12 protein-coding genes, 2 tRNA genes and 1 other RNA gene are annotated in these 11940 nt (G+C 64.6%); 7 read left to right on the top strand and 8 right to left on the bottom strand.

The window, feature by feature from the left end; genetic code table 11:
• Both BLIN9172_RS04685 and BLIN9172_RS04680 read right to left on the bottom strand, forming a co-directional pair.
• The coding region (locus BLIN9172_RS04685; protein WP_145997920.1) for a helix-turn-helix domain-containing protein at positions 1-188 on the bottom strand (188 nt) is incomplete at its 3' end.
• A 146-nt stretch (positions 189-334) separates the two neighbouring features.
• A complete protein-coding gene (locus BLIN9172_RS04680; RefSeq protein ID WP_101554032.1) occupies positions 335-1060 on the bottom strand; it encodes a FadR/GntR family transcriptional regulator in 726 nt (241 codons plus the stop codon).
• Between the two features lie 125 nt (positions 1061-1185).
• Between BLIN9172_RS04680 and map the strand changes: the two genes are divergently transcribed.
• Together map and ppgK are read left to right on the top strand one after the other, a co-directional pair.
• Complete coding sequence (gene map / locus BLIN9172_RS04675) at positions 1186-2094, top strand: type I methionyl aminopeptidase (RefSeq protein ID WP_101554031.1); 909 nt, start codon at positions 1186-1188, stop codon at positions 2092-2094.
• A gap of 1 nt (position 2095) precedes the next feature.
• Entirely contained in the window at positions 2096-2929 is an 834-nt protein-coding gene (gene ppgK, locus BLIN9172_RS04670; RefSeq protein ID WP_101554030.1) for a polyphosphate--glucose phosphotransferase, read from the top strand.
• Between the two features lie 28 nt (positions 2930-2957).
• Here the strand turns inward: ppgK and rnpB are convergent.
• Positions 2958-3326, bottom strand: an RNA gene (gene rnpB / locus BLIN9172_RS04665) — RNase P RNA component class A.
• Positions 3327-3466: 140 nt separating this feature from the next.
• On the opposite strand from rnpB, the gene BLIN9172_RS04660 reads away from it, so the two are divergent.
• Complete coding sequence (locus BLIN9172_RS04660) at positions 3467-4243, top strand: YaaA family protein (protein ID WP_101554029.1); 777 nt, start codon at positions 3467-3469, stop codon at positions 4241-4243.
• A gap of 57 nt (positions 4244-4300) precedes the next feature.
• Here the strand turns inward: BLIN9172_RS04660 and BLIN9172_RS04655 are convergent, their stop codons facing one another.
• Both BLIN9172_RS04655 and BLIN9172_RS04650 read right to left on the bottom strand, forming a co-directional pair.
• Positions 4301-5029 carry a zinc ribbon domain-containing protein gene (locus tag BLIN9172_RS04655; protein WP_025780320.1) on the bottom strand — a complete coding sequence of 243 codons (729 nt, stop codon included), beginning with the start codon at positions 5027-5029 and terminating at the stop codon, positions 4301-4303.
• Between the two features lie 14 nt (positions 5030-5043).
• Positions 5044-5898: a Nif3-like dinuclear metal center hexameric protein gene (locus BLIN9172_RS04650; RefSeq protein ID WP_101554028.1), complete on the bottom strand. Its 855-nt coding sequence runs from the start codon at positions 5896-5898 to the stop codon at positions 5044-5046.
• 129 nt (positions 5899-6027) lie between these two features.
• Here BLIN9172_RS04650 and BLIN9172_RS04645 point away from each other — a divergent pair, with 129 nt between their 5' ends.
• Positions 6028-7569 carry a fatty acyl-CoA synthetase gene (locus BLIN9172_RS04645; protein ID WP_101554027.1) on the top strand — a complete coding sequence of 514 codons (1542 nt, stop codon included), beginning with the start codon at positions 6028-6030 and terminating at the stop codon, positions 7567-7569.
• Positions 7570-7583: 14 nt separating this feature from the next.
• Here BLIN9172_RS04645 and bioB read toward each other — a convergent pair whose 3' ends face one another.
• Positions 7584-8801 carry a biotin synthase BioB gene (gene bioB, locus BLIN9172_RS04640; RefSeq protein ID WP_101554026.1) on the bottom strand — a complete coding sequence of 406 codons (1218 nt, stop codon included), beginning with the start codon at positions 8799-8801 and terminating at the stop codon, positions 7584-7586.
• 205 nt (positions 8802-9006) lie between these two features.
• On the opposite strand from bioB, the gene BLIN9172_RS04635 reads away from it, so the two are divergent.
• Entirely contained in the window at positions 9007-10413 is a 1407-nt protein-coding gene (locus BLIN9172_RS04635) for a uracil-xanthine permease family protein (RefSeq protein WP_101554025.1), read from the top strand.
• A 121-nt stretch (positions 10414-10534) separates the two neighbouring features.
• On the opposite strand, the gene BLIN9172_RS04630 is transcribed toward BLIN9172_RS04635, so the two are convergent.
• A tRNA-Pro gene (locus tag BLIN9172_RS04630) sits at positions 10535-10611 on the bottom strand.
• 82 nt (positions 10612-10693) lie between these two features.
• Between BLIN9172_RS04630 and BLIN9172_RS04625 the strand changes: the two genes are divergently transcribed.
• On the top strand, positions 10694-11191 hold the full coding sequence (locus tag BLIN9172_RS04625) for a TetR family transcriptional regulator (RefSeq protein ID WP_101554024.1): 498 nt from the start codon (positions 10694-10696) through the stop codon (positions 11189-11191).
• A 94-nt stretch (positions 11192-11285) separates the two neighbouring features.
• Positions 11286-11359 (top strand) — tRNA-Val (locus BLIN9172_RS04620).
• Positions 11360-11507: 148 nt separating this feature from the next.
• On the opposite strand, the gene BLIN9172_RS04615 is transcribed toward BLIN9172_RS04620, so the two are convergent.
• Positions 11508-11855 carry a cupin domain-containing protein gene (locus BLIN9172_RS04615; RefSeq protein ID WP_101554055.1) on the bottom strand — a complete coding sequence of 116 codons (348 nt, stop codon included), beginning with the start codon at positions 11853-11855 and terminating at the stop codon, positions 11508-11510.
• Between the last annotated feature and the right edge of the window lie 85 nt (positions 11856-11940).

Raw genomic sequence — 11940 nt, 5'->3', positions numbered from 1 at the left:
TTCGGTGCCGATGAGTGGGGGTGGAGTGCCAGGAGTCCTTCGGTTTTGTAGCGTTTGCGGATCGCGTAGAACGTGGTTCGAGTGATGCCGTGGTGGCGGCAGAACTCGGTGATCGGTGGAGAGTCTGATGCGTTGGGGTCGAAGTCGATGATCGCGCGGCGGGTGGCCAGTGAAAGAGGTTCGGGCATGACCCGAAGTGTGCTTCATGGTGTCAGCAACGTCATGAGACATGGTGTCAGCAATGTGTTGAGACAGGTTGTAAGCAAGGTAGTGAGACAGCACAGCTCAGCAACCTCGCGCGAGGTTGCTGAGCCGCCGTCAGGTAGTAAGTGGGTCAGGGGCGGGGGACGATGGTCGTGTATCTGAAGTGCTCCTCGCACAGTCGTCCGGCCTCTGCTGCGTCTCCCGCGGCGATCGCCTCGACGATTGCGCCGTGATCGTCCACGGCGTGGTCGAAGAGCTCGGCGGAGAACGGGTCGTGACGGAAACCGGCGTTGATCTTCGTATCGAGGTCGATGGCCATGCGCACGAGTTCCGGGTTGTGCCCGGCCCGGGCGATGGCGAAGTGGAACTGCGCGTCCGCCGTGCGGGCGGCGGCCGCCTCGGCGCGTCGGGAATAGACTTCGGCCAACTCTCGGAGCTCGCTCAGCTCATCCTCGGTGCGTCTGCGCGCAGCGGTCGCGGCCAGGGAATTCTGGAAGACGGCGCGGGCATCGAGGAGGTTGCGACGTTCGGCGTGGAATTCGTCGATCCTGCCGGCCATGGGGGCCAGCGCCTCGGGGCGGGCGGTCTTGACGAACGTCCCTCCCCCGCGGCCGCGGCGGCGTTCGACGACACCGAGACGCTCCAACCGCAGCAGGGCCGCGCGCACGCTCGAGCGGGAGACCTGCAGATCCGCGGCCAGAGCCCGCTCTCCCGGCAGCAGTGTGCCTTCCGGCAGCGCTCCCACGGCGATGCCGGAGAGGATGTGGTCGGCGATCTGCTGCGGTGCGCTCGTCAGGCTCACCACTTCGCCCAGGCCTGCGAACTCGTGGCCCGCCGATGTCGTGTCGTCGCTCAATCTGCCTCCCGTCTCCTTGGCACGGCTGCTTCCGATTCTAGACTCCACGCGCCCTTCGCACCCTCATCGACAGGCGGGCGGCCGGCGGGACAAAGCCGCGTTTCCAGCATAGGATCGACACCATCATGACTGTTCACTCTCGCCTGCTCACGCCCGGCACCGTCTCGCCCGAACGCGGTGTGCCGAAGAACATCCCCCGCCCGGAGTACGTCGGTCGCGCCGACGCCGACGAAGGCCGGGGAAACAATTTCTACAGCCCCGAGGAGGTCGAGGCGGTGCGGGCGGCCGGTCGGATCGCGGCCAACGCCCTGGCCGCCGTCGGCGAAATGATCGTCCCCGGCATCACCACCGATGACATCGACCGGGTGGCGCACGAGTTCATGTGTGATCACGGAGCGTACCCGTCGACTCTGGGCTATCGCGGTTTCCCGAAATCCGTATGCACCTCCGTCAACGAGGTGATCTGCCACGGCATCCCCGATTCGACCGTCATCGCAGACGGCGACATCGTCAACGTCGACATCACGGCCTACTACCAGGGCATGCACGGGGATACGAACTACACATTCACCGCCGGAGACGTCGACGAGGAGTCTCGCCTGCTCATCGAACGCACCTACGAGTCGATGATGCGCGGAATCAAAGCGGTCCGACCGGGGCGGCAGATCAACGTCATCGGACGGGTGATCGAGAAGTATGCGAAGCGCTTCGACTACGGCGTCGTGCGCGACTACAGCGGCCACGGGGTCGGACGCGAATTCCATTCGGGGCTCATCATCCCGCACTATGATGCCGCTCCCGCCCACGCCGAGACGATGGAGCCGGGAATGATCTTCACGATCGAGCCGATGCTCAACCTCGGCACCATCGACTGGGACGTCTGGGACGATTCCTGGACCGTGGTGACGAAGGATCGCAGGCGTTCCGCCCAGTTCGAGCACACGCTGGCGGTGACCGAGTCCGGCGCCGAGATCCTGACCCTGCCCGACGCCGACACCGCGATCGCCGCGGGACCCGCACACGAGGAGAGATGAGATGAGCACAGAGGCCTCCCCCCGCTTTGCGATCGGCATCGACATCGGCGGGACCGGGATCAAGGCGGCCCTCGTCGACACAGTGACCGGCAAGCTGCCGTTCAAGCGGCTGCGCGAGCTCACCCCGAAGCCGAGCACCCCGGATGCCGTGGCTGCGACGATCACCACGCTGCTCCATGCGCTCAGTGAGCGTGCCGTGGAGCTCGAACTCGTCGCCGACCGTGCCGCTCTCGATTCCCTGCCGGTCGGCTGCGGATTCCCCGGCGTCATCCGCGAAGGACGCGTCGAATACACGGCGAACCTCGACCAGAGTTGGATCGGTTCGCCCATCGCCGAGATCATCGGACAGAGCACGGGCCGTACCGTGTACTTCCTCAACGACGCCGATGCCGCGGGCCTGGCCGAGATGATCTTCGGCGCCGGACGCAAGCATCGGAAGAAGACGGTGCTGCTGACGACTCTGGGCACGGGGATCGGAACTGCGCTGTTCACTCAGGGCCGGATGGTGCCCTACACCGAACTCGGTCATATCGAGATGAACGGGGCCGACGCCGAAACGCAGGCCGCGGAATCGGTCCGGACCCGGCTGGGACTTTCCTATCCGGAATGGGCGGCCCGGCTGCAGCAGTACTATTCGCAGATCGAACTGCTGGTTGCTCCGGACGTCATCATCGTCGGCGGCGGAGTCTCGAAGTCCCATGACCAGTATCTGCCGCTCATCAAGACGCGAGCGAAGCTCAAGCCGGCGAAGCTGTACAACAACGCCGGAATCGTCGGGGCTGCGATGGTCGCGGTCCAAGACGGGAAGGCGAAGATCCGTCGCAGCACGTCGTGATTGGGGCGCCGCAGCTGACCATGAGGGTGAGGACAGGTCACCGATAAGCCGGGTTCTGTCGACGAGTCGGTCGCCCTTCTCGCCTGACGGTCATCTATCTGGGACCGATGTTGCCACCGGCCTCAAGCAATCCACCCGACGACTCGGCGAGCAGCCTCGAACGTCGTCTGTCTGATCTTGCTCCGGATGGGGTTTACCCAGCGGCGACGGTCACCCGCCGCCCTGGTGGTCTCTTACACCACCGTTTCACCCTTACCCAGTCGGAACTGGGCGGTCTGCTTTCTGTTGCACTGGCCCGCGGGTCGCCCCGGGTGGGTGTTACCCACCATCCCTGCTCTGTGGAGCCCGGACGTTCCTCAGCCCTCGTGAAGAGAGCCGCGACCGTCTGGTGACCTGTCCTCAAGCATCCCAGTGTAGTCGCTCGGCAAGGCCCCACGCACACGGCACCCACATGCAGCGGATGCCGGACATCGAACGTGATCAACCTCATCCGCACCCGGCCTCAGCCGCGACAGTGCGTGATCATACGATGGGGTGGTGAAGATCCTGCTGCCGCCCTCCGAGGGCAAGACCCCGTCGTCATCCGGCCCCACGCTCGACCTCGACAGTCTCTCGGCTCCGGAGCTCACCACGAAGCGCAAACGCGTGCTCGCTGCGCTGAAGAAGGTGTCGAAGCGTCGAGATGCCCTCGAGAAACTCGGCGTCGGCGCGTCGCTGACCGCGGACGTCGAACGCAACACGATTCTCGACGAGATCCCCTGTGCTCCCGCACTGCTCACCTATTCCGGAGTGCTCTACGAGGCGATGGGCGCGAGAGAACTGGTGGCGCGGTCGGATGATGACGAGACGCTGCGGCACCGCCTCCACGACGTCCACGTCTTCTCTGCCCTGTTCGGCCGAGTGCACGGACTCGACGCGATCCCCGCTTACCGACTGGCGATGAAGACCGATCTGGGAACCCTGGGAAAGCTGACATCCTATTGGAAGCCGATTCTGGCGAAGTCCTGTTCCCTCGATCCCGCCGAGGTGGCCCTCGACTGCCGTTCGAGCGATTACCGTACCGTGTGGCCGGGTCCCGCTGATCAGGTCGTCACCATGGGCGCTGTGTCCGTCAGTGGTGGGAAGCGTCGCGTCGTCTCCCACTGGGCGAAGTTCTACCGAGGCGAGTTCGCCGGTCGACTGCTCTCCGACGATCGAGCCCTGCCGGAGACCATTGATGACCTTGTGTCTCGGGCTGAGGAACTCTATGAGGTCGAATTCACCGCATCGACGAAATCAAAGCCGGCGAATCTCATGATCGCCCTCCGCGACTGAGACGCGTGGCAAAGACGATCCCGTCCTTCAGGGGTGACGAGATCGGTCGAGACAGGATCAGCTGCGACGCAGCAGCACCGCTTCGCACTCTTCGCATTCATAGGTTTCGTTGACGTCGGCGCCGAGCATCTCATGCCAGACAGCTCCGCCGATCTCCTGACCGCACGCCTGACAGTTGGGTCCATTCAGCAGTGCGGCTCCGGGACCGCCTTGCCGGACATTGTCATCGAACGCCGACAGCAGCTGCTGCGGCATTTCGCTCCTCGCGCCCGACGCTGCGGATTCGTTCTCGGCGATGAGTTCCCGCAGTTCGGCTTTCCTGTCCTTCACCGCGGTCTGCACCTCTTTGCCGGAGGCCGTGACCTCGGCGATCCGGTCATCGACTGCCGCGAGTTCGTCTTCAGCGGCTTCGAGCTTCTCCATCTCCTCCAGCTGCGATTCTTCGAGCTCGGCGACCCGAGCTTCGTGACCAGCGATCTCCTCTTGCAGATTCACCATGTCTCTGCTGGTCAGACCGGTGCCGTCGTTGAGCTCGGCGGTCTTCTTCTCGACCTTCGATCGTTGTGCCTCGATGAGACGGGTGGCTTCGGCGATGGCCTCCTGGTGGCCGTCGACGACCGCAGCGGCCTCGGTCCGCTTCTCGCCGAGCTCCTTGTGACGGGAGATGAGCTCCTGGAGTTCCTCAGCCCGTCTCGGATTGTCGTGTTCGAACTGCAGGGCGCGCCCGTGGGCGGTGAGCTCGATGAGGGTCTGCAGCGCAGTTCTCTGGCTGTCGGTGATGAGCATCGTCGGTCTCCTTGTCAGTACCGTTCGACCCAGGGGTCGGTGTTGACCGCCGAGTGCTGCAGCGAGACAGCGAAGCCCCGCCGGGCGAATTCGGTCTCGAGCGCCTCGGCCGCCGCATTCAGCCAGACTGTCTCAGACGCCCAGTGGGAGACGTCGATGAGCGAGAGTCCACGCGCGCGACGATTCGCCGTGTCAAGAGCCTCGGTGGCCGGATGATGGCGGAGGTCTGCGGTCACGTAGACGTCGGCGCCGCTGGCTCGGACCTCGGCGAACAGCGAGTCGCCGGCGCCGCCGCAGACCGCGACACGGGTCGCTGTCGCAGCCGGGTCGCCGGCGATGCGCACACCTGTCGTGGTGCGCGGCAGCTGCGTCGCCAGTCGCCTGGCGAGGTCGCGAACCGGTGTGGGCCGGTCGAGATCGCCGACGCGTCCGATTCCTGTCGCCGGCGAGCCGCGTTCCGAATCGTCAGCGCCGGAGTGTGCGGCCAAGGGCCGCGCATCCTCGATGCCCAGAAGCGAGATGAGCACATCTGAGACTCCGCCACGAGCCGAATCGGCGTTCGTGTGCGCATTGAACAGAGCAATGTCGTTGCTGATGAGAGTGTGGACGGCTCCGCCCTTGAGCGTTGCGGCGTTGACCGACTTCACGGGTTTGAGCATGAGCGGGTGATGGTTGAACACGAGGTCCGCACCGAGGACGACAGCCTCGGCGATCACGGCGTCCATCGGATCAAGAGCCAGCAGGATCGACCGGACCTCGGAATCCGGGTCGCCGACAGCCAGTCCTACGGAGTCCCAGGGCTCGGCCAGAGCCGGCGGCCACAGCGAGTCGAAGACCTCAACGCAGTCACTCACCTTCGGATGTCTCATGCCCCCCACACTATTACATCGGGGTCGGTGATCATGGCCCGGAATCCGGCAATCGGGAACACCCCGAGGATGACGAAGAGATCGGCGGACGATTTTCCGGGAACGTGATTCAGATCATATATTGGGGCCATGACAACTACAGGCACCTCCTCCGAATCACCCGTCATCAGAAACTCGTCCACGGTCTCGGACCTCATCCGACGCAGCGCTGGTCGTGTCCCCACCGACACCGCCATCGAGTTCGGCGACCGGACCTGGACCTATGCTGAGCTCGACGCCGCCGTGACCGCGGTGGCCCGCGAACTCGTCCGTCTCGGTGCGACGAAGGGCGACCGGGTCGCCGCCTATGGGAAGAACTCCGATCTCTTCGTCCTCCTCTATCTCGGCTGCGCCCGTGCCGGGTTCATCCATGTGCCGGTCAACTATCAGCTGAAGAACGACGAACTCGACTACATCCTCAGCAATTCCGGTGCCGAGATCGTCTTCGCCGACGCCGATCTCATGTCCGCTGTCACCGCAACACCGACCGGGGCCGAGGCGCAGGTGATCGACTTCGCCGATCTCGTTCCGGTCGCCACCGCGGAGGAGATCGCTCCTGCCGACAGTGCCGAGTTCACCGTCGATGACGCGGACGTGGCTCAGCTGCTCTACACCTCCGGTACCACCTCGGCGCCGAAAGGGGCGGTGATGACCCATCGTGCCCTTCTGCACGAGTACCTGTCGTCCCTCATGTCCCTTGACTTCGCAGCGAAGGATCGTGCCGTCCATGCCCTGCCGCTCTATCACTCTGCGCAGATGCACGTCTTCCTGCTGCCGCTGCTGTCGATCGGCGCGCACAACATCATCGTCCCTGCACCCGTGCCCGAGCAGCTGCTCGCCATCTTCGAGGAACGCCAGATCAATTCGTTCTTCGCCGCTCCCACCGTCTGGGTAGCGCTGGCCAACAGCCCCGACCTCGACACCCGCAACCTCGACAGCCTCCACAAGGCCTACTACGGTGCGTCGATCATGCCCGGGCCGATCCTTCAGCGCCTGCGCCGGCGGCTTCCGCAGCTGGGCTTCTACAACTGCTTCGGCCAGTCCGAGCTCGGGCCCCTGTGCACTGTGCTGCGACCCGAAGAGCACGACGATCATCCGGGTTCGGCCGGTCGCCCGGTCATGTTCGTCGAGACCCGTGTCGTCGACGCCGGCGGTCACGACGTCGGCCCCGGCGAGGAGGGCGAGATCCTCTACCGGTCGCCGCAGCTGTGCGAAGGCTATTGGAACCGCCCGGAAGCCACCGCCGAGGCGTTCGACAACGGCTGGTTCCATTCCGGCGACCTCGTCAAGGTCGACGAGGAGGGTTTCGTCGAGGTCGTCGACCGGGTCAAGGACGTGATCAACACGGGCGGCGTGCTGGTCGCCAGCCGCCAGGTCGAGGACGCGATCTTCGAACTGCCCCAGGTCGCCGAGGTGGCTGTGGTCGGGATCGCCGATGAGAAGTGGATCGAGGCGGTCGCCGCCTTCGTCGTCCTCAAGGACGGCCAGCCGTCACTGTCGGCCGAGGAAGTCACCGGCCACGTCAAGTCGCGTTTAGCCGGATTCAAGGTGCCCAAGCGGGTGGAGTTCGTCGCCGAACTGCCGAAGAACTCGGCGGGGAAGATCCTCAAGCGCAGCCTGCGCCAAGCCTGAGGGCATGCGGCCCCTCAGGCGTTGGCGACTTCAGCGGTGCCTGCACCGCGCCTGCGGATGACGGGATCGGTGTGGGTGGCCGCCTCGGCGGTGGTCTGCGAATAGGAACAGCAGCCGGCTGCCCCACCGCATCCTCCAGCGGATTCGTCCGTTCGGGCATCCCCTCCTTCCCCGGTCTCCTGTCCGAGGATGGTGAAACCGTTGTCGCGGATCATCGCGAGGTCGTCGGCGGCGGCTTGGCCCTCGGCGGTGAGGTAGTCGCCGAGGAAGATCGAATTGGCCAGCTGCAGTGCCATCGGCTGCAGCGACCTGAGGTGGATCTCGCGGCCGCCGGCCAGACGGATCTCTCGGTCGGGGCAGACGAATCGTGCCGTCGCGACGATCTTCATGCACTGCATCGGGGTGAGGTTCCACTGCCCCTCGAGCGGGGTGCCGTCGAAGGGGACGAGGAAGTTGATCGGGATCGAGTCGGAGCCGAGGGCCTTGGGCGCGAAGAGCGCTTCGATGATCTGCTCGTCGCTTTCGCCGAGTCCGACGATGAGGCCGCTGCAGGGTGAGAGTCCGGCGGTCTTGGCCAGCTCGAAGGTGTTCGCCGGGTCCTCATAGGTGTGGGTCTTGTCGATGGTGTCGTGGAAGGACTCGGCGGTGTTGATGTTGTGGTTGTAGGCGTCGGCTCCGGCTTCCTTGAGCGATTCGGCCTGCCCTTCTCTGAGGATGCCCAGGCAGGCGCAGACTTCGCCGTCCGGATTCTCGTCCTTGAGCCGTTCGACGATCTCTCCGACTCGGTTGACGTCGCGACGGCTGGGGCCACGACCGCTGGCGACGAGGCAGACTCGGGAGGCTCCCCCGCCGATGCCCGGGCTCGCCTGATCCATGGCCTCGTCGGAGCTCAGCCTCGAGTACTTGAGGATCTCCGCCGTCGAGCCCAGCGACTGAGAGCAGTAGGTGCAGCTTTCCGGGCACATTCCCGATCTGAGGTTGACGAGGTAGTTGAGTTTGATCGTCATCCCGAAGTGCTCCCGGCGCAGTCGTGACCCCGCGTGGACGAGGCCGAAGACGTCCTCATCCGGCGTCGACAGAAGCGCAAGTGCCTCGGCTTCGGTGAACTCTCCCCGTTGAGGATGGACTCGGCGAGCTGGTCTGGGTTCACAAGTTGGTCGGTGCTCACAGGCGTCATCGTTTGGTCCTTCGCCTCCGTGCGATTGAAGTGGCTCCCTGTCAGTCCAGGTCACGCCCCCTGAGCACCCCTCAATGCGTTATCAGAACCGTGATCGCTGTCTCTGCGTCAGGTTCCGGCGGCACCGTCGTGAAACGCGTTCAGCGGCCGTCGACTCGGCGAGTCAGTGCCCGGGCGCATAGACTTCTCTCGCCGGCACGGAACGCTGTCCTCCGGCCGGCCAACGGCCAAGAAGCAGCACGATCGGAACGAGGAGCACAATGGCGGATACGGCACAGACGGACACTCGCAACGGAACAGGCAGTCGCCGCGGCTGGCGTCTGCACGGTGATGGGCGGACGATCGCTCCCGGTGAGAGGGTTCTGCCCGAGGAGCGTCTGAGCTGGCCGCGGACCATCGGCGTCGGGGCCCAGCACGTCGTGGCGATGTTCGGTGCGACATTCCTCGTTCCGCTGCTCACTGGCTTCCCGCCGTCGACGACGCTGTTCTTCACCGCCATCGGCACTCTGCTCTTCCTGCTCATCACGAAGGGCAGGATGCCCTCCTACCTCGGGTCGTCGTTCGGACTGCTCGCCCCGATCGGTGCGGTCACGGGGTTCTCGGCGACGTCGGGAGACGACCTCGAGCCTCATGCCATGGCCCTGGCTCAGGGTGGAATCATCTCCGTCGGAGTGACTCTGGCGTTGGTCGGACTCGTCGTCCATGTCGTCGGCGTCCGGTGGATCGAGGTGACGATGCCTCCCGTGGTCACCGGCGCCATCGTCGCGCTCATCGGCCTCAACCTGGCACCGGCCGCCTGGGACTGGGTCAAGGCCGCTCCCCTGACGGCTGGGATCACGATCATCGCAATTCTGCTGACCACGGTGGCATTCCGCGGCATGCTCGGACGGCTGTCCATCCTCATCGGCGTGCTCGTCGGCTACGGCGCGGCATGGCTGCAGGGCGAGCTCGACTTCTCCACCGTCACGAAAGCCGACTGGGTGGGACTGCCCGCATTCCATGCCCCTGCCTTCGACCTGGGCTACCTGGGCCTCTTCCTGCCCGTCGTCCTCGTCCTCATCGCAGAGAACATCGGTCATGTGAAGTCGGTCGCCGCAATGACCGGCCGCGACCTCGACCGACTGACCGGTCGCACGCTCTTCGCCGATGGGTTCTCGACCATCCTCGCCGGATCCGGCGGCGGTTCGGGAACGACGACCTATGCCGAGAACATCGGAGTCATGGCCGCCACCCGCATCTACTCCACCGCCGCCTACCTGTGCGCAGCGATCATCGCCCTCGTCCTCAGCATGCTGCCGAAGTTCGGCGAGATCATCGCCACCATCCCACCCGGCGTCCTCGGCGGAGCGGCGACGGTTCTCTACGGAATGATCGGCATGCTGGGAGTGCGCATCTGGGTGGAGAACAAGGTCGATTTCTCCAATCCGATCAACCTCAACACCGCTGCGGTCTCACTCATCGTCGCCATCGCGAACTTCACCTGGACCCCGGGCGGACTGCAGTTCGAAGGCATCGCCCTGGGCACCGCCTCGGCGATCATCATCTACCAGGTGATGAAGGCGATCGCCCGGTGGCGGGGCACGGATCCCGATCTCCTCGCAGAGAACTTCGCCGAGGCGGCCCATCGATCCGATGCCGGCTCCCGGAAGCCAGGATCACCCTCCTGACCGCGAGTCGTGAAGATGGGGGTGCGCTGCATTCGTGCAGTGCACCCCCATCGCGACGATAGCCGGCGGTGAATGCAGAAGTGCCGCATCCTCGCCTGAGCGATGATGCGGCACTTTCCCTTGGTCGGGATAGCGGGATTCGAACCCACGACCTCCTCGTCCCGAACGAGGCGCGCTACCAAGCTGCGCTATATCCCGTGACCAGGAACTACTATAGCGATGGGAACGCGATCTGAAAAATCGGGACCGGCCACTTTGGAAGAATGAAAGGTATGTCTCATTGGCACTGACCGCCGAAAGCATCACCACCACTGCCCTGACCATCCTTTCGCGTTACGGTCTCGGCGATCTGTCCATGCGCCGACTCGCCCGTGAACTCGACGTTCAGCCCTCTGCGCTGTACTGGCACGTCAAGGACAAGCAGTCTCTTCTCATCCTCATCTCGCGCAGCCTCAAGGCCGAAGTCGATACTCTCTGTCCCGCCACCGTCGATCCACTCGCTGCCGCGATGTCACTTCGCGAGGTGCTGCTGAAATACCGTGACGGTGCCGAGATCGTGCTGCTCGGCTATTCGATCGCCCCAACGGATGTCACTCCGCAGGCGTTGACGACCGATCGGCTGGGAGCCGAACTCTCTCATGGAATCCTCACGCTCACTCTCGGTTCCGTGGCCGTCGAACAGAACCGCAGACTCTTCGACGTCGACCCCGCCGATGCAGCAGAGAACTTCGCAGCAAATGCGGCGCGGCTGCTGCGATCCTCCCGGTCACAGGTCTGATCATCACCGTGTACGCCGGCGCTCCCGTTTCGCTGCTCACCCTCGGGTATGGCATACTGATCAAGCGCTGTCGCAGTCGTCGACGACGCAGGTGGGGCCTATAGCTCAGTTGGCTAGAGCATCTCGTTTACACCGAGAGGGTCGGGGGTTCGAGTCCCTCTGGGCCCACCGTCAAGGCATCCCGTGAGCACGGGGTGCCTTTTCCATATTTCGCCCCGAATCTCGCCGAGGCGGGGCTGGCGCTGAATCGAAATCCGCCGAGGCGGGGTCGGAGTCGCAGACCGGCCCCGGAGTCGAATACCGGGACCGGAGTCGATCACCCCTTGTCGATCTCCGTACGGATCGTGAGCAGGAATGCCGCATCGGTCAGGGCTTCCACCGAGTGCTTCTGAGGGGGAATGGCGATGAGTTCTCCGGCGCTCAGTTCCCAGGTCTCATCGGCCGTCACCATCCGCACCTGACCTGTCACAACCTGCAACGTCGCTTCCGGTGGGGAATCATGTTCTGCGAGCTCGGCACCCGTTCGCAGTGTGAGCAGGGCCTGCCGAAGATAGGTTCCGGTGAACACGCCCTTAGCGGCCCGCCCGCTGCGTACCCCGCGAGCCTTCTCCAGCAGCTCTGCGCTGAGACTCTCCAGGTTCTGTGCCGACGCCTGTTCGGTCATCGTGAATTCCTTCCTCAGTGGTGTACAGCTCGGAGGCTTGCCTCCTTCCTCAGCGTAATCTCGATTTCCCACTGTGGTGATAGTT

This window comes from Brevibacterium linens ATCC 9172 (genome assembly GCF_900169165.1).
Classification (GTDB): Bacteria; Actinomycetota; Actinomycetes; order Actinomycetales; family Brevibacteriaceae; genus Brevibacterium; species Brevibacterium linens.
This window is presented reverse-complemented; position numbering and strand designations above follow the sequence as displayed.